The organism is Brevibacillus sp. HB1.4B (genome assembly GCF_013284285.1).
Taxonomy (GTDB): Bacteria; Bacillota; Bacilli; order Brevibacillales; family Brevibacillaceae; genus Brevibacillus; species Brevibacillus porteri.
In genome coordinates, this window is sequence record NZ_JABSUT010000001.1 from 49,818 (window position 1) to 66,987 (window position 17,170).

At 47.4% G+C, this 17,170-nt stretch carries 19 protein-coding genes and 2 riboswitches; of the genes, 11 read left to right on the top strand and 8 right to left on the bottom strand.

All coding sequences use genetic code 11. The annotated features are described in order from the left end of the window. The first annotated feature begins 141 nt into the window (after positions 1 to 141). The gene (locus HP398_RS00265; RefSeq protein WP_017247955.1) at positions 142 to 561 is read left to right on the top strand and encodes a thioredoxin domain-containing protein; all 420 of its coding nucleotides are present in this window, start codon (positions 142 to 144) and stop codon (positions 559 to 561) included. Between the two features lie 89 nt (positions 562 to 650). Here the strand turns inward: HP398_RS00265 and HP398_RS00270 are convergent, their stop codons facing one another. Beyond that, positions 651 to 1,091 carry a protease complex subunit PrcB family protein gene (locus tag HP398_RS00270; RefSeq protein ID WP_017247956.1) on the bottom strand — a complete coding sequence of 147 codons (441 nt, stop codon included), beginning with the start codon at positions 1,089 to 1,091 and terminating at the stop codon, positions 651 to 653. 61 nt (positions 1,092 to 1,152) lie between these two features. On the opposite strand from HP398_RS00270, the gene HP398_RS00275 reads away from it, so the two are divergent. Then, positions 1,153 to 3,048 carry a hypothetical protein gene (locus HP398_RS00275; RefSeq protein WP_173621943.1) on the top strand — a complete coding sequence of 632 codons (1,896 nt, stop codon included), beginning with the start codon at positions 1,153 to 1,155 and terminating at the stop codon, positions 3,046 to 3,048. 70 nt (positions 3,049 to 3,118) lie between these two features. Then, complete coding sequence (locus HP398_RS00280; RefSeq protein ID WP_017247958.1) at positions 3,119 to 3,574, top strand: YlbF/YmcA family competence regulator; 456 nt, start codon at positions 3,119 to 3,121, stop codon at positions 3,572 to 3,574. 1 nt (position 3,575) lies between these two features. Here the strand turns inward: HP398_RS00280 and HP398_RS00285 are convergent, their stop codons facing one another. Further along, positions 3,576 to 3,905, bottom strand: coding sequence for a hypothetical protein (locus HP398_RS00285; RefSeq protein ID WP_017247959.1), 330 nt, complete (start codon positions 3,903 to 3,905; stop codon positions 3,576 to 3,578). Between the two features lie 76 nt (positions 3,906 to 3,981). Here HP398_RS00285 and HP398_RS00290 point away from each other — a divergent pair, with 76 nt between their 5' ends. Further along, complete coding sequence (locus tag HP398_RS00290) at positions 3,982 to 4,326, top strand: YlbG family protein (protein ID WP_007725782.1); 345 nt, start codon at positions 3,982 to 3,984, stop codon at positions 4,324 to 4,326. A gap of 144 nt (positions 4,327 to 4,470) precedes the next feature. Then, a complete protein-coding gene (locus HP398_RS00295) occupies positions 4,471 to 5,235 on the top strand; it encodes a LamB/YcsF family protein (protein ID WP_017247960.1) in 765 nt (254 codons plus the stop codon). 28 nt (positions 5,236 to 5,263) lie between these two features. Here HP398_RS00295 and HP398_RS00300 read toward each other — a convergent pair whose 3' ends face one another. The 3 genes from HP398_RS00300 to modA are packed head-to-tail and all read right to left on the bottom strand — an operon-like array spanning position 5,264 to position 7,465. Next, positions 5,264 to 5,929, bottom strand: coding sequence for an ABC transporter ATP-binding protein (locus HP398_RS00300; RefSeq protein WP_173621535.1), 666 nt, complete (start codon positions 5,927 to 5,929; stop codon positions 5,264 to 5,266). 16 nt (positions 5,930 to 5,945) lie between these two features. Then, positions 5,946 to 6,632, bottom strand: coding sequence for a molybdate ABC transporter permease subunit (gene modB, locus HP398_RS00305; protein ID WP_017247962.1), 687 nt, complete (start codon positions 6,630 to 6,632; stop codon positions 5,946 to 5,948). 35 nt (positions 6,633 to 6,667) lie between these two features. After that, the gene (gene modA, locus HP398_RS00310; protein WP_106833414.1) at positions 6,668 to 7,465 is read right to left on the bottom strand and encodes a molybdate ABC transporter substrate-binding protein; all 798 of its coding nucleotides are present in this window, start codon (positions 7,463 to 7,465) and stop codon (positions 6,668 to 6,670) included. Positions 7,466 to 7,608: 143 nt separating this feature from the next. On the opposite strand from modA, the gene HP398_RS00315 reads away from it, so the two are divergent. The 5 genes from HP398_RS00315 (at position 7,609) to HP398_RS00335 (ending at position 11,664) form a co-directional block, all read left to right on the top strand. After that, a complete protein-coding gene (locus HP398_RS00315) occupies positions 7,609 to 8,568 on the top strand; it encodes a helix-turn-helix transcriptional regulator (protein WP_069844596.1) in 960 nt (319 codons plus the stop codon). Between the two features lie 196 nt (positions 8,569 to 8,764). Beyond that, positions 8,765 to 10,633, top strand: a complete 1,869-nt coding sequence (locus HP398_RS00320; protein ID WP_026043023.1) for a stalk domain-containing protein — start codon at positions 8,765 to 8,767, stop codon at positions 10,631 to 10,633. Continuing rightward, complete coding sequence (locus HP398_RS00325; protein WP_069844598.1) at positions 10,630 to 11,151, top strand: shikimate kinase; 522 nt, start codon at positions 10,630 to 10,632, stop codon at positions 11,149 to 11,151. The genes HP398_RS00320 and HP398_RS00325 overlap by 4 nt, the downstream gene beginning before the upstream one ends. A 57-nt stretch (positions 11,152 to 11,208) precedes the next feature. Next, positions 11,209 to 11,370: a YqzE family protein gene (locus tag HP398_RS00330; RefSeq protein ID WP_007725773.1), complete on the top strand. Its 162-nt coding sequence runs from the start codon at positions 11,209 to 11,211 to the stop codon at positions 11,368 to 11,370. Positions 11,371 to 11,409: 39 nt separating this feature from the next. Then, positions 11,410 to 11,664 carry a YkuS family protein gene (locus tag HP398_RS00335; protein WP_017247966.1) on the top strand — a complete coding sequence of 85 codons (255 nt, stop codon included), beginning with the start codon at positions 11,410 to 11,412 and terminating at the stop codon, positions 11,662 to 11,664. A gap of 33 nt (positions 11,665 to 11,697) precedes the next feature. On the opposite strand, the gene HP398_RS00340 is transcribed toward HP398_RS00335, so the two are convergent. The 3 genes from HP398_RS00340 to HP398_RS00350 all read right to left on the bottom strand — a co-directional run bounded on the left by HP398_RS00340 (position 11,698) and on the right by HP398_RS00350 (position 15,533). Then, a complete protein-coding gene (locus tag HP398_RS00340; protein ID WP_017247967.1) occupies positions 11,698 to 12,555 on the bottom strand; it encodes a hypothetical protein in 858 nt (285 codons plus the stop codon). 110 nt (positions 12,556 to 12,665) lie between these two features. After that, on the bottom strand, positions 12,666 to 13,790 hold the full coding sequence (locus tag HP398_RS00345) for a YqhG family protein (protein WP_173621536.1): 1,125 nt from the start codon (positions 13,788 to 13,790) through the stop codon (positions 12,666 to 12,668). Positions 13,791 to 13,826: 36 nt separating this feature from the next. Continuing rightward, complete coding sequence (locus tag HP398_RS00350; RefSeq protein WP_017247969.1) at positions 13,827 to 15,533, bottom strand: DEAD/DEAH box helicase; 1,707 nt, start codon at positions 15,531 to 15,533, stop codon at positions 13,827 to 13,829. 220 nt (positions 15,534 to 15,753) lie between these two features. Beyond that, positions 15,754 to 15,851: riboswitch (glycine riboswitch) on the top strand. Continuing rightward, a riboswitch (glycine riboswitch) is annotated at positions 15,852 to 15,967 on the top strand. 79 nt (positions 15,968 to 16,046) lie between these two features. On the opposite strand from HP398_RS00350, the gene gcvT reads away from it, so the two are divergent. Continuing rightward, the gene (gene gcvT / locus HP398_RS00355) at positions 16,047 to 17,150 is read left to right on the top strand and encodes a glycine cleavage system aminomethyltransferase GcvT (protein ID WP_173621537.1); all 1,104 of its coding nucleotides are present in this window, start codon (positions 16,047 to 16,049) and stop codon (positions 17,148 to 17,150) included. Positions 17,151 to 17,170 lie beyond the last annotated feature (20 nt).

The following is a 17,170-nucleotide window of genomic DNA, read 5'->3' on the forward strand; positions in this document are numbered from 1 at the left end:
GCATCTTGTGGTTACTTTTACCTATTGGAATGCTGAGTATGTATGGATAGCAGGTTAAATCAATCAGCAAAAATGGATGAATGAACCAATCAGGAGTCGGGCACACTGGGGTAAGACTCATATTGGAAGGGAGCAGCTCCGGTGAAAACCAAACGATTTCTTTTCCGCTTGTTTCTCTTGATTGCCATTGCGGCTGGTGTGGAATGGTTTGTGTACGCGAACCAACAAGCGCAAACCGAAGTGGTAGCAGACGAGTCGCACGCTCATCATGCAGCGCCGACACTCGCTGTGACGCATACCCTTGAGAAAGATGATTTGCAACTCAAATTGGCCGTTACGAACTTCTCTTTTTCCCTCGAAAACATGGGGAAAGAAAACAAGCACGGGGAAGGTCATGTTCATTTGTACCTCGACGGCAAAAAGATCGCCAAAGTATTTGAGCCTAGCTATGTCATGAAGGATATCCCGGCTGGGAAGCATGAGGTCAAGGTAGAATTGGCTCATAATAACCACGAGTCGTATGGTGTTGCAGAGAGCTTTTCCATTGAGGTAAAGCCCTGAATAAGCAAGGGTAACTGTTGGGAAAAGGAAAAAAGCCGACTTCGATACGCCTTGTGGCATTCGAACTGTCGGCTTTTTTCGTGGATAGACTAGCGCATATGCACACTGACTTTTGCTTGCTGGTCTGGCAGGGCAATCACCAACGTCGGATAGCTGATGACTTGTGTTTTCATCGAACCTGGAGCTGGTGCTTGTACCCGAACGTGTACGGCAAAGGCATGAGGGCCAGTCCGCTTGACTTGGTCCGCCACTAAACGATATCCTCCTGTAGGGCGCTGTCCTGCACCTACGACTACATAAGATTTTCCATTGGCACGAACAATAGTGTGTCCGCCATTTTTTCGAACTTTCTTCAAAGCTTCCTGCACAGCCGGCGGATAGGGAGCTGCAACGGCCTCGTAAGCAGCATCTGCTTGTACAGCCTCTTTCGCCACAGGCTCAGATACGGTAGGATGTTGAGGTGACAAGACTTGTGTACCCGTTACTGCCAAGGTTGCTGTTAAGAGTAAACTAGGAAATACATGCAACATCAAGATCCCTCCAATTGGTAAAAGTAATGAATCGAACATCATATAAACTGAGGTGACAGGCGTGCGTGTGAAGGATTCGCTGGAATACCTGTCCGAATCAACGCGACAAGCGATTCTACATGAACAGACCAAACGATATCAGATTGCCGAAGAGCAAGAATTAACAGCGAGATTGTTGGACCCCGCTTTTATTGGGCAAGTATGGGAACAGGCAGATGAGCTGGAACGAGCCGTTATCCGGCTTTTCGTAACCAAAGCGACGAGAGGTTTTTTTAGCAAACGAGCTTGGGAACGCGAAACGGCAAAAGAGCACAGACATCTGTCAGTCGGCTTGACGAAATTGCGACGGCTTGGACTGATCTTGACTGTACGGAAAATGTGGAGTGAGATCGGCTATTTGATGCCACAAGAGGTTCGAGAACAGTTGACGAATCAAATGCTGCCGGAAGCCTCTCAGGCTTTTGTTTCTCTTTCAAAAACGCTCCCTTATTATATATCAGCAGGCAGAGGGATACAGCTGGATCTTTTTGGGCTTTTGTTGTTTATTCGAGACAACCAAATTCCTATAACGCAAAAAGGAAGCATTCATCGCAGGATGTCGCAAAAAATGCTGCCGCTGCTCTCGTTTACAGACGAGCATGTAAAAGGAATCGTGATTCCGCCGCTCGATCAGGAACAAAGAGAGGGCTTATCTTTGACCGTTGTCCTTGATATTGCGCTCAGACTGGGCTTGGTGCATAGGGAAGAGCGAGAACTCGTACTCGATCTCAATCGAACGAAGCAATGGCTACATCAACTGCCGCTCGTACGTTGGGAAGAGATGTACCAACTCGTCATGGAACAATTTTTGCCGCATGGCGACTGGTGGGAATTTTTCATTCAATTGATGGGACAGGTTCCTGTCGAGCAGTGGTGTTCCATCCATGAGCAATTGCGCATGCTAAACGAAGCAGGATTCCCTTTACCCGACAATGCAGAGGAGCTCATTGTGGAGCAATGGATGCATGTACTGTTAGGGTTGGGATGGATTCAGCTCGGGATGGACGAGGAGCGAGGGATTTTTTGGCGTTGGAGCAGCTTGCCGCGATTATCGTCGGAGGAAGGCTGGTTTGTGGACCCCACAGGTGCCATTACAATCCCTCCACTTGTTCCATTGCTGGATGTATGGGAGATCAGCCGATTTTGCCAGCTCCAATTTGATGGGCAATTGATTCGGGGTGAATTGCAAGCAAGGCTGTTGCAATCGTATTTGGCTCAAGGAGGGACGGAGGAGCAAGTCATCGAAAAGCTCCGCGCCTCCTGTGTTCATCCGTTGCCTGAGAGCTTGATTGAGGTTGTGAGCCAATGGGCGAGAACAGCAAGGCAGATTCAAATGGAGCCGTACTTCCTCGTGCGGACAGCACATGCTGGATTTCTGGAGGAATGGCGCGAAATTCCTGACTTTCACCCATTTCTTACCCAAGTGATATCGCCGAATGCGTTTTTAATTCCACACTCGCAGGAAAAAGAACTAATCCGTTTACTACGTCACTTCGGTTATGAGCCGCAAGTGCTGTCACATGTTGCTAGCGCAAGCAAAGAGCTCCAGCCGCATCAAAATAGTCAAGCGGGGAATAAAGGCCTGCTACTCATTGAACGGCCTTGGGACGGTTATGCTATTGAAAACACGTTCCCTGAGCAAAATGAGCAAATCGCCGCACTACCAAAAATGTGGACGAAGCATTTCCAATCGTATCATCCACAGTCCATGCGGGATTTGTTTAAGCGCGCAATAGAACTGAAGCTGGAAGTCGAGATCCAGCAAAACGGCAAAGAAAAGCTGCGAGGGCTGCCGACAGAAGTACGCCTGGAAATGGGGTACTGGATGGTTACGATTGCCGGACAGGGCGGCAAACAGTGCTACCGTCTCGACAACATTGAGCGAGTGCGCATTGTCGTGCCCGAATATCTGTACTAAGGGTGTGCATCGTGATACAATCAGGAATGACGTAAGGTTTTCACTTTACGGCGAAAGGAGGTCTCGCTTTATGGAAACATTGGAAGCTGTGGATATGACACAGTTGATCATGGAGTCTCATGAGCTGTCCACGATGATTAACCACTCGCGCGAGGTCTCAGATTATCTGGAGGCCAAACGCCAAATGGAAGCAGATGAGGAAGTGCAACGTCTGCTCGTCGTGTTCGAGGCTAAGAAGGAACAGTACGAAGATGTGCAACGGTTCGGGAAGTATCACCCGGATTACAATCATATATCCAAAGAAGTACGGGAACTGAAGCGCAACATTGAACTGAGGGATTCCGTACAGGCATTCAAGCGAGCAGAGGATGCTCTGGATGAGCTCTTGTATCAGGTGAGTAGAACCATTGCTCATTCCGTCTCGGAAACGATAAAGGTACCGAGTAACAATCCATTTTTAGAGGCGCAGGGCAGTGGTTGCGGGACAGGTGGAAGCTGCGGCTGCAGTGTGAAAAAGCCATCGTAATTCACGCTGTTCCCGATTCATTTTGGCGCAGCAGAAAACAGTCTTCACAAAGATTGCCACAGCAAAACTGCTTCTCGTCAGGTACGCGAAAGCGGAAGCGATACACATGCTGCGCGTCATCAGAGCGCACGTAAATGCATTCTGGCTTTAATTTGGTATCAGTGGTCAGGCGCTCTCCTGTTTCCATGAGCTGCTTTGTCAGCAAAGGAGCAGGGAGCGTACTGCATACATAGAAAAAGAGCTGGCCTGCATATGTTCGCCAACTGCTATGGGTCACGATTTTTTCGCGGTGAAGCGCTTCCTCGAATTGATGATAAAACGTAGCCAGCATAGGACCACGATTCCTTTCTGTAATTAGCTTTCACCAGTAAGTATACCACGATTGGGAAGGAGACCGACGGCAAAACATGAGAGAGCGACGTCTGGGGGTCGCCGTGTGGGTGAAAAACACGCGTGCCGCCAAAAATTTACGCAAATTTGGCACCATTCATTACATCTCCAAACGCTTAAATTACGTTTCGATGTATGTGGATGCCAATTTGTTGGATGAAACGATTCGCATTATGGAAAAGCTGCACTTCGTAACAAAAATTGAACGCTCCCATCGCCATGAGATCCCGGTAGAGTACAACAATGCCAGACCGGATAAGGCAAAGGAATACGATTATAAACAAGAGAAGAACCAGGTAATGGCACTAGCAGAGACCTTACAGACAGAAGAAAGCAGCCAAGCAACCGTTGGTTCGACATAAGTTGTTCATAAGCTGCCAATTTTCGGCAGCTTTTTCGCTTTTGTTAAACGGGCGTACATGGTATGCTAAAGTGGAAGAAAACGAGAAGCCACGCGCATGAATGCGTTTTCAAGAGATAGATTAGCGAAAGAAAGGTGAGCATACATGATTCATCTGGATATTAACTGCGATATGGCAGAGGGCTTCAGCAGAGGTCGACAATCTGAGGATTTGGGGATTATGAAATGGATCACCTCCGTTAATATTGCTTGCGGATTGCATGCAGGAGATCCACATATTATTTGCAGAACAATCGAAGCTGCACTCAAGCATGATGTGAAAATCGGGGCACATCCCGGATATGCAGATATTCAAGGCTTCGGACGTCGTTCGATGAACTTATCTGTCAATGAAGTATATGAGCTGGTGCTGTATCAAATTGCAGCCTTGGCTGGGACTACAAAAGCACTCGGTGGGGAGCTGCACCATGTGAAATTGCATGGCGCGTTGTATAACGAAGCAGCTGAACGCCCAGAGCTCGCCGAAGCGGTTGTCCAAGCCATTGCGGATATTGATGAGGAATTGATCCTCTATGCGTTGTCTGGCAGTAAGCTAGTAGAGGCAGGCTTGGAACACGGCCTTCAAGTGGCAGAGGAAGTATTTGCAGAGCGGGCTTATTTGCCGAATGGTCGATTGGCACCGCGTGAGTTGGAAGGAAGCGTGCTGATCAGCAAGGAAGAACGCATGGAGCAGACACGTCAGCTCGTTTTAAAACAAAGAGTAATGACGGTCAATGGCGAGCACATTGACTTGGCGGCCGATACCCTTTGTGTCCATCACGAGAGCCATGACGTACTGCAATTCCTTGTCGAAGTACATAAGTGGGCAAAACAAAACGATGTGAAAATTGAACCAATCACAGCTCGATAGTAAAAAGCCATCCAGCAATGCCATCCCATTATCGGGAAATGGACGTTGCTGAATGGCTTTTTTCATGTTTCCGTTCTTTGATTGTGCCGTTATCAATCAGGAAAATGACATCTGCGAGCTTCTCGGCTTCTTCACGATCATGGGTGACTAGTAGAAACGGGATGTTCCACATAGCGTGAAGGCGAAGCAACTCATCCTGGCATTGTTTACGCGTATCCGCATCCAGCGCAGATAAAGGCTCATCAAGGAGCAGAATGTCTGGTTCAGTTGCAAGTGCACGTACGAGTGCCACCCGTTGTTTTTGTCCTCCGGATAATTGGTGAGGATATTTTTGCAGCAGATGATCGATTCCCACTGTGGACAACAATGGAGCCAAATTTAGCTCATGCTCTTTTTTCAAGCCGTATCGAACATTTTGCTCGACTGTCATGTGAGGGAACAGCGCATAATCTTGAAATAAATACCCGATGTTGCGTTTTTGTACGGGAAGGGGCTTCTGTCCTTCGCGATAAAAGACTTTCTCGTTTAATTGGATCACGCCGGTATCGGGATGAACCAGACCTGCAATACTGTTCAATATCGTTGTTTTGCCAGAGCCGGATGGTCCGAACAGCACGACAATTTCCTTCTGCACCGAAAAGGACACATCCAAAATAAAATCAGGCAAACGCTTCTGTATGTTGACAAAGAGCATGTACCATTCACCTGCCTTACTTTTGATTGGCGTACCTGCGCACGTTTCGACGACTCCACCAATTCAGCCAGAGAGTCGTACCCATACCTAAGGAAACAATAATGATGACCCAAAACAATGCCTTATCCATTTGACCAGCCTCAACAGCAAAATAAATGGCGACGGGAATCGTATCGGTTTTCCCAGGGATGTAGCCTGCGAGCATCAGCGTAGCACCAAACTCCCCTAAACCACGGGCAAAAGAAAGAACAAACCCAGCCAACAGGCCAGGCCAAGCCAACGGAAAGGTAACGGTCCAGAATAATCGCCATTCGGAAGCGCCCATCGTGCGTGCTGCATTCTCTAAACGTTGATCTACTCCTGTAAAGGCAGCGACTGCACTCTGATACATCAATGGAAAGGAAACGACAATCGAGGCAATGACGGCTCCTGTCAGCGTAAAGACGACGGTAATATTGAACCATTCATGCAGTAGCTGGCCGAGAAAGCCGTTTTTTCCGAAAAGCATCAACAAGCCGAAGCCAACAACAGTGGGAGGGAGAACAAGCGGAAGCAAAAAGAAGGACTCCAGCACATTCTTCCCCCAAAAATCCTTTTGTGTCATCCACCTTGCAAAAACCATCCCAAGGACAAATACAAAGGAGGTGGAGAGCGCAGCTACTTTAAGGGAAAGCATCAAAGGAGTAAGATTCGTTTCGATCACGCTTGCCACCTCCAATTTCGATTCGGTTGGTTTATTTATTGAAACCCATACTTCTGTAAGATCGCTTTTCCTTTGTCGCTTGTCAAGTAGGCAAGAAAAGCTTTTGCTGCATCTGGGTTCTTCGATGCGCTGACGACCGCACCTGGATAAACGATCGGTTTGTGCCATTCAGGCTTGGCTGTTGCCAATACCTTTACATTTTTCGAAGCGGCGGCATCACTGGAATAGACAATACCGACTTCTGCGTTACCGGATTCTACGAAGGTCAAGACTTGGCGAACATCGCTGCCAAATACCATTTGTGCCGAAAGAGAATCCCACATTTTCAGCGTATCCAATGTTTCTTTCGCATATCGTCCAGCAGGGACTGTCTCAGGCTCACCGACGGCAATGTGCTTGATCGTTGCGTTGCTCAGCTCTTCAAAAGAAGAGACTGCGACAGCACTTGTGTTACCTGCGATGAGAACAAGCGAGTTTTTCGTGAAGTCTTGGCGAGTGTCTTTGGCGATCAGCTGCTGTTCCTCTAGACCGTCCATGTCTTTTTTACTAGCCGACAAGAATACGTCAGACGGAGCGCCTTGCGTAATTTGTGTGGCGAGTTTTCCCGAGCCACCGAAGTTAAAGGTGAGGGTCGTTCCCGGGTGTTCTGTTTCATATTGCGTTTTCAACTCATTCAAGGCATCCGTCAAGCTAGCAGCAGCAGAAATCATCAATTCTATCTTTGCTGCTTCGGTTTTTGCTGGCTCACTTGCTTGTGGGGCTGTTTGTGTTGTCGAGCAAGCAGTGAGCATCAAGCAAAATGCCGTCAATAAGGCTAACCAGTGCTTCTTCATAAAAAAAGACCTCCATAATTATATTTAGTTATAATTAATTATAACTGGACATAACTAGATTATATGGATTCGTAATGAATAATCAATTGCGATTTTACGACAGTTGTTTGAAAATAGAGCAAAGGAGATAACGGAGGCGGGACATGAGTCAACAAAATTCTTATACCACCGAAGAGATAGCAAAAATTCTACGTATTTCTAAGCTGACGGTCTACGATCTGATTAAAAAAGGAGAGCTGCCCGCTTATCGAGTCGGGAGGCAAATGCGCGTAGACGAAAGCGATCTGGAAGCGTACAAGGCGAAGGCAAAGGGAGAATACAGACAAGCCTCAGCCGTCAGCATCCCACAGACAGGACAAGCTCAGCAGACGTCACGACATGAGCAGACTGGTACAGGCCGCAATATTATTATTAGCGGACAGGATGTGAGCTTGGACCTACTAGCCGGGCATTTGGAGAAAAAGGATGAGGCATACCGACCGCTTCGCTCGTACGTGGGCTCTCTGAACAGCCTCGTGGCGATGTATACAGGTAAGGCTGATATCGTCAGCACACACTTGTACGATGGGGATACCAACGAATACAATGTCCCGTATATTCGTCGCATTTTGTGTGGGCATCGTTTTGTTGTCATCAATATGTTGTCACGTTGGGCCGGATTCTACGTTCAGGCAGGTAATCCGAAACAGATCAAAGCATGGAGCGATTTTACGAAGCCGGGGATTCGAATGGTCAATCGGGAAAAAGGGTCTGGTGCACGCACGTTGATTGAAGAACAGTTTCGACTGGCAAAAATAGCGGGGAAGGACGTGATTGGCTATGAACGGGAAGAGTCCAATCACTTGGCAGTCGCAGGGGTAGTAGCACGGCGCGAGGCAGACGTAGGGGTGGGTATTGAAAAGGCAGCTTCACTCGTGGGAGTGGAGTTTGTCCCAACTGTGCGTGAGCGATATGACCTTGTCTTGTTGAAAAATAAGGACAATGAACCGCTCATTCAGGCCGTTCTTGATGTTCTCGATTCACGTCCATTTCAAAAGGAATTGGAAGCGGTCGGGGGTTATGATCTTAGCCAGACAGGAAAAATTATGTACGAAACCTGGTAAACGCTAAAGAAAGCTGCCAATCATTACGATACAATGAGTGGCGGCTTTTTTATTTCACTCAGGAAAGACCATTGTCAAATAAGGCGTATTCTCTACAGAATCTCCTGAATTTCTACTCAGTTTGACATATATTTGCTACAATGAAACAAAAACATTTAGCGCCTGCCGCCGGGCGGTTTATTATTTGGGGGCTGTCATGAAATCACTACATAAAACGAGCTTGCTAGTATGTGTGACGATCCTCATTTTTTTTGGCTCAGTTGGGGTCGTCGCGTATTGGCCAGCCATTTCTCAAATCATTGCCATGAATCAATCACCTGAGGAGGAGCAAAAGTTCGTCGATCCATTTTCCTATGATCCGCCTCTGCCGTCTTATGTAAAGGATTTGAACCCTGTCTATAAGATTCAAGCAGAATTACATACGTCCGAAGCAAAAATAACCGGGAATATGACCTTGGAGTTTGACAACCCGAAAACTCCAGATGTACGGCTGTATATTTACGACTACCTTTGGAACAAAATGACGGTGAAGTCGATTCGCTACAAGGACAAGCCGCTTTCTTTTGAACGTGGCCAATCGCTGGTGAAGCTGGCAAATCCTCTAGGTAAGGAGCTTCGTGGCGCCTTAACCATTGAATTCGAGAACCCGGTTCCACGTAGGGGTACACGATTTGGAGTCAAAGACGATATATGGACGTTGACGACATGGTACCCGATGCTGGGGGCCCAAAATCAAAAAGGTGTTTGGTATAATCCGCCGCAACGCGTTGATTTTGGTGATCCATTCGTTTACCACTATGGAGATTACGATGTGTCATTTACCTCTCCACAAGGCTACAAATGGGTCAGTTCATGGGGTAGAGGACAAACGAAGTCAATCGGTGGGAGTAAGCAACAAGTCCATTATCAAGCAAAAAATCTGTTGAACTTTGGACTGGTGGGAAGTCCGCTTTATCACATTGAAACGATTCAATTTGCTCCGAATTTAACGGTTGACATTGCTTCCGTTGATAAAGGGAACATAGAAAGAATCAAGGGCATTGCCCAATCGGTATTTCCTACTTTCATCGACATGTACGGTCCGTTGCCGTATCCGCACGTGGCGATTGCGGAAACGAGTACAGGAACGACGTACGCCATGGAGTACGCGAATCTCGCCGTATTCAAAAGAGACATGCATCACAACAATCTGATCGATCATTGGCTGCCGCATGAGGTGGGGCATCTTTGGTGGTACAACAGTGTGGCTACATTGGAGTCCTCGCATGGGTGGCTTGATGAGGGGCTGGTGGAGCTCGGTGTGTCCCATTACTTGCAGAAGCGTTATGGTGCCCAATCAGCTACGACTTTGTTAGATGAGTACAACCGGGATGTCAAACGTTTGCAAGAGCGCTATCCAAATGGAAAGCTGGACAAGCCATTGCAGAAGTTTGCCACTGAAGAAGAGTTTAAGCTGACCTGGTATTCCCGGGGAGCACTCTTGTTCGATAACCTGCGCCGCAAAATCGGTGACGATGCCTATAAGCGATTCTTGCAGCGCGTCCAGCAAAATTATCATGGCAGTGTCATTGGTGCAGAGCATCTCGATCAGGCGCTTGGGCAAACCTTGCAAGGGGAAGCGAAATATTTCACCCTGTATACCAATAGTGCAAATAAGAATGGCTTTGGTGCCGTGCAATTGGAGCCCTATATCACCACGATCATCAATAACATGAGTTTTTATCCATCGATTCCGGCTCGAGTCACCCAAAATACGGTGTATATTCCGCTGCGTGAGCTCGGTGAGAAAATGGGATTAGCCATTAGCTGGGACGACAAGAAACAAATGATCCGCGTAAAAGGAAATGGACGCGAAGTATTTATAAAGGAACGGGAGCGCTTTGCTGTCGTAGATGGGAAGCGAATAGATTTAGGCAGCCCGTTAATCGAAATCAAAGAACGTACGATGGTTCCACTGTCATTTTTTGAAAAAGCATTAGAATATGAGACAGCGTACAATCAACAACAAAAAACGGTGAAGATCAATACATACCGAACGATTGGAAAGGCGGCAGAAACAAAATGAAAAACCTGGTGTTAGTCGGATTTATGGGAACAGGAAAAACCACGGTTGGCGCCGCACTCGCTGCCTCTTTGGGAATGAAGCATACGGACTTGGATGATGCGATTGTGGAAAGTGAAGGTCGCAGCATACCAGAAATCTTCACTGATCAGGGCGAAGCGTATTTCCGAGACGTCGAGACGAAACGTCTTGCACAATTACTGGCAGCAGGGCATCAGGTACTAACAACTGGGGGAGGAGCTGTATTACGGAAGCAAAACGTAGAGATGATGATGGAGCACGGCATCGTAATCACGCTGTATGCCACGGAAGAAGAGCTCATCAAGCGTTTGGAAAATGATACAGGCAGGCCCTTGTTGGCAGGAGGCGTAGCGACAAGGGTAAAAACCTTAATGGCGGAGCGAGCTGGTGTATACGATTTCGCCCCGATTCAGGTGGATACGACAGGGAAGAGCCTTTCCGATATTGTGATGGAAATTACGAGCCAAGTGGTTGAAAGAACGCAGGACGGGGAACAATAGAGGGGACAGCGCTTGCGCCATGGTGTGAATCCGTGAGTAAGAAGGAGGTCAAGTGCGATGTCCTTTCAGGAATATTTAAAGTACCTGACGAAACTGTTTGTTCAGTACATGGATACCCCGAAAGATGAACGCCGTTTGCGTAAGACTCCACGCGAGTCTTGGTCGTCACGCTGGTTTGGTGCCATTCCTATGTCCATTCGACTGTTGTGGCGCAAATAAAATTCGCAAACCTATCATGAACGAAGACGGAGGGTGCATATGGCGAGAGTAGCGGTAGAAAATTCCCTGTCTGAACTGTGCAAGATGCTGCGTCAAAATGGTTACGATGTTGTTGATTTGGGCAACTGGCAGCAGGTGGTAGATGCGATTGTCATTACAGGCCAGGATATCAACGTACTGGGTGATGAAAACAAAACGATTACAGGTGCTCCCATCATTAATGCAGAGGGAATGACGGTCAATGAAATTTTTCATGCCGTTCATGAACGTCTCTCTCCTACAGAACATCGGTGAATAGAAAACGTAAAAAACAAGCTCTCCAACCGGTTATTCGGCAGGAGAGCTTGTTTCGTTTACAAAAAATCGTCCGACGCGATGGGCATACGAATACGGGACAAAGCGCAGGCCCTCATCCCATACGCCGACATAAGCATTTTGGTCGTTCCATAAATGCAGGGACCCCACGACAAAGGGTGCCAAAACCTGTGACTGATGAATCGGGACGGCTAATGTTACCGGCGAGGTATAATCTTGCTGCCACAATTGGTTCCAGGACACGTCTGTGTCCGTTGTACTCATTTGGCTGACCCACCCGATATGATCAAAAGGATCAGCCTCGGCTGCGTTTAAAATTCTCATTTGAGTCAGGCGTTGTCCATTTTGTATGAGCTTCTCGCCTGCAAAAGCATCGACTGTGGGCTCGCTAATTTGAAAGGAAGTGGGATACATTTCTCCCGTTTTTGCATTGACCATTTGTGTATCTGACTTCTGGGTGATCAGCCAGTAGGAAGCGAACCCGTCATAAACTGGCTCTGCCGCGATTTCTTTCGGAGCAAAAGCGTCATCGAACAAGATGTACTCCCCGACACCGTATTCCAGGAGAACAAATTTCTCATGGGAGGTGGAATCAGGTGCTTCTCCAATCACCAAATACCCTACTTGCTTGTCCGCTTTTTTTATACTTACTAGCCATTGATGCTGCCCTGCACCAAGTGTTTGCACGTCCGTCTTTGCGTCCTGCCATTGCTTGAATTGGGGGTCTCGGCTTGCGATTGCATCCATCCATTCTCGAATTTGTGCTTGGAATTGCTTGTCCCAGCTTGCTTCGTCTTGCGCAAAAGCTGGTAAGGAAAGCAGCATCAGAGACAAAAGAGCAGCGATAAAAGGAAGAAATCGTCTGGTCACAACTATGCACCACCTTTTGTAAAGGCTTAACCTATTCCTATTGTAACCAGCTATGACAAAAAGATTTGTTGCAACGTGTCTTTTCTGTTTCACATTTTCTCGTTGATCTTTTACATGATTCGCCCTGATGCGGGGAGATGTCGCATGCTTTTTGCTTTCGATGACCGCATGAGCGGAGGAATGGAAGATAAATAAAACAAGCCACCGTTGATAAACGAAACCTCGATTCGCGGCTCGTATTGCCATGCCAGCTCGTCCTTTCGGCGTTGTCTTTCCTCATCTGGCGTGCTCTTTTTCCATTCTTCTTGATTAATCTCTTCGCGTGGAGTGGTTTGGATTCCATTTGCACGTAAAAAGTCGAGGATTCGTCCGCCAGAAGCCCGGTATTCGTCAAAAGATATTGGCTGTTCGACAGAAGCTGTTCCAGCTGGATCAGGCTCGGTTTGCTGAGCCTCTTGCCCGAGTGACGACTGAGCTACTGGTTGCTCTGCTTCATCTTCGGTTTCGTCTGCGTTTGTCTGCTCATCTTGTGGTTCGCGCCGTGCCAATTCTTCATAGTACGCTTCCAAGATGGCCATTTCTTCGCGTAAACGTGTACGCGCTTCCTCTGCCCACTGCTGATCTTCTTGTCCCAATGTATGTTCGACTTCCAGTTGTACCATTTGGAGGGCTTCCTGTATGGTTACCTTTCGATCCAACGTGTAATAGTAGTCAGGGATGGTAGGGGTCAAGGAAAGTGAAAATAAAAACGAAGTGAAATCCGCCACCATCCGTGGCTGATGCAAATTAATCCCCAGGTACAATAAAATGTCACGTCGCTTGTCACAGAGTAGAGAAACCTTCAAGTTCATCCCGAGCCAAGGCACGAGAGGGGTTGACCGACGCTTGCCGGCATTACCTAAAAGTCCCCCTTGTTGCTCGTACATACAGACAAAGCTGCCATGCTTTTTGGTGGAAGCGAAAATTTGTTGCATGCGGGCAGCCCCTAGATGCAGATGCTCGGATCGCAAACCCTCTGGCATGCAATCCGGATGAAAAGTAAAGGTGAGTACTAATGGTTGATAAGCCAAATTCATCTTATCCACCCAGCTCCAGTAAAAAGGGCGATTGCCGATATCTTTGTCCACCTCGACAGGGAGCTTGACTGTGAAATAATCTGGGTGAGACTCGACGATATGGGCAGAAAAAGTCGCCAAATAGCGCTCGACAAATTGTCTGACCTGTTGTTGCTGCATCAGGAGACCTCATTTCTTTTTCGTTTCCAACAAGAGTTATTGGTCAGCCGCCTCAGAAAGCGGGACGGCTTCTTTGGTTACTTTGCTTGCCCGAATCGCGTGTCCAATGTTATCGAGCTTCAGCGCCATTTCTTTGGAGGAGCGGGAATCCATAATGATTTGAATCAGATTATCTTCCAAGGAGTGACTTAGATTCAGGCGTTCCACAATATCATCGAGTTCACCGATGACCATTTCAAACAGGTCGATTTTTTCATACAGCAGCTTGAGAATATGCTCCTCGATCGTTCCTGTTGTCGATAAATTGTAAATGTGCACATCCCTTTTTTGTCCGAGACGATGGACGCGACCGATTCGTTGCTCCACTCGCATGGGATTCCACGGCATGTCGTAATTAATCACCTGATTGCAGAACTGCAAATTGATCCCTTCCCCGCCTGCTTCCGTCGCGATCAGGACTTGTGCACGATTTTGGAACAGATCAGTCATCCAGTCCTTTTTACTGCGTTTAAAGCCGCCGCGGAAGGGGACAGAAGTAATGCCGTGGTCGTGCAAATACTTTTGCAGATAGTTTTGTGTTGCCCGATACTCTGTAAAAATGATGACTTTGTCGTTGATTTGTTGAATGAGCTCGACCGCTTTGGCAGCCTTGGAGTGCGTCTCAATTTGTTTAATCATCTCGACTAGCTCAAGAATTTGTGTGCGCAAGGGAGAGTCCTCGCCAGTGCGCTGGTGCATGTTATACAGCGTCATAAACGCAGCTTCCTTACTTGAGCAGACCTCACGCTGCAAGGTAATCAGAGCGAGAGAGTTGAAGCCGCCAACCCCAAATCCTGTTTGGTATTGCTCGCGAACAAAGCGCGTCACACCTTCGTACAAGGTCAATTCCTCTGGAGAAAGGTCAATCGGAATCGACTGAACGCGTCGACTGGTGAATTGAATACCACCATCACTTCGTTTGTTGCGAATCATGACCTTTTCAATTTCCTCGCGCAATTTCTCGCTGTTTTTGGATTGGCGTTTGCCCTCTACGTAATTGGTAGAGAAGGTGGAAGTATGGCCGAGGTGACCTGGCTTTAACAAATTGATGAGGTTGTACAGCTCGTCCATCTCGTTTTGAATAGGAGTTGCGGTAAGGAGCAGGCAATATTTTTTGCGGATTTCTTTGACGAACTGATAGTTGCGTGTCCGTTTATTTTTGAGTTTATGGGCCTCGTCGATGATGAGCATGTCGTAATCGATGTCGAGTACGTGACGCCTGTGAGGATCTCGTTTTGCTGTGTCTATCGATGCGACAACGACCTCATGCTGCCGCCACATATATTCTTTTTTTTGCGCGACTGCTGCTATGCCGAATTTTTGATGAAGCTCTTTTGTCCATTGAATCACGAGAGAGGCTGGAACCAGGACGAGAATTTTTTTAGCCAAGCCGCGGACCATATACTCCTTCATGATCAAACCTGCTTCGATCGTCTTTCCTAGACCGACCTCATCTGCGAGAATGGCTCGTCCGCGCATCTCTAACAGGACACGTTTCGCCGTTTCTAACTGGTGTGGAAATGGTGACAAGAGTGGAAGGTATTTCAGACATTGCAATTGATCAAATTCGTGAACAGCCATCGCTTCCTCGGCTTCCAATGAGAGCTTGAACAGCTCCCACTTATCCCAGGGGCCATCTTCTTGCATGCGTTCTGTAAGCGTATTGATCCAACTCGTATCAAATGAAATAGGAACATTCGGCATATAAGATACTCCTTTACATAGCTCTACCATAACATTCATGGTTAATGTCTAAAAACTGAACGTTTATCTATTGTCAATGTGTTTTGTTAAGATTTTCTGAATCTGACTGTTAATTTGTATATTTTCAACTTTGGACTCTCATGGTAGGATAAGGAGGTAGTACATCCATTAGTATGGAAATGATAGCAAAAACTTATGTATGACCATGAAACAACCGCGAATGATGGTAGTAGGGAGAGACTGCTTGAACGTTTGGCAGCGCCGAAGGAGCAAGCCGGTAACGGTGAATCTCTCAGGCAAAAGTACCTCTACCGGACGCAACTCTGGAGAGAGCTCACACGAGCCACCAAAGGGGAAACTTGCAAATGGGGAAAGAAAGAATCCTCATGAGATTCGCAAGGTAACTCTCAGGTACCAAGGACAGAGGAGGAGAAATGGGCACCATTATTTTGGTGTACCCGTTTTTCCCCCTCTGTTTTGTTTTTGGATCTTATTGTTCACAGGAGGTGCCACATGTCCAATTTGAAACGTACGCCACTATTTGATTCTTATGCAAAGTATGGCGCGAAAACTATCGACTTCGGTGGTTGGGATCTGCCGGTGCAGTTTACAAGCATTGGTCAAGAGCATGAAGCTGTTCGGACAAAAGCTGGTCTGTTTGATGTTTCCCATATGGGAGAAGTGGACGTAAAAGGGGAAAACGCTCTTTCTTATCTCCAGCGTGTGACTACGAATGACGTGTCGAAGCTGGCAGTCGGACAGGCGCAGTACAGTGTGCTTTGTTACCCAGATGGGGGGACGGTAGACGATCTGCTTGTTTACAAATATGCAGATGATCACTACTTGCTCGTCATCAACGCAGGGAATATCGACAAAGACTATGCGTGGCTAGAAGAACATCTGATTCCAGGTGTAACGATTAAGAATATTTCGCCACAAACAGCACAAATCGCGATTCAAGGTCCTTTGGCAGAAGCCATTCTGCAAAAGCTGACGACGACAGACTTGTCTCAAATCGGCTTTTTCCGTTTTGGGCGTGATGTGCAAGTGAGTGGTATTCCTGCATTGGTCTCCCGCACTGGCTATACTGGCGAAGATGGCTTCGAGATTTATTTGGATGCCGATCGTGCAGCAGAGCTGTGGGACATTTTGCTGGATGCTGGGAAAGAAGAAGGTCTGTTGCCGTGCGGTCTCGGTGCGCGCGATACGCTTCGTTTTGAAGCAAAGCTGCCACTGTACGGCCAAGAGCTCAGCAAAGACATCACTCCGATCGAAGCGGGCATTGGCTTTGCTGTCAAGGTAGACAAAGAAGTGCCGTTCATCGGTCAAGAAGTGCTGAAGGCACAAAAAGAAAACGGTGCTCCACGGAAGCTGGTAGGGATCGAAATGATCGACCGTGGGATTCCGCGCACGCATTACCCCGTCTATATAGGAGAAGAGCTCATTGGCGAGGTGACGACGGGAACACAATCTCCAACCTTGAAGAAGAACGTCGGTCTCGCTCTCGTAAAAACCGAGCATGCTGCGTTAGGTACACAAGTAGAAGTAGAAATTCGCGGAAAACGTCTGAAAGCAGAAATCGTAGCCGCTCCATTTTATAAACGCCCAAAAAACTAAGAGATACACCACATACATCC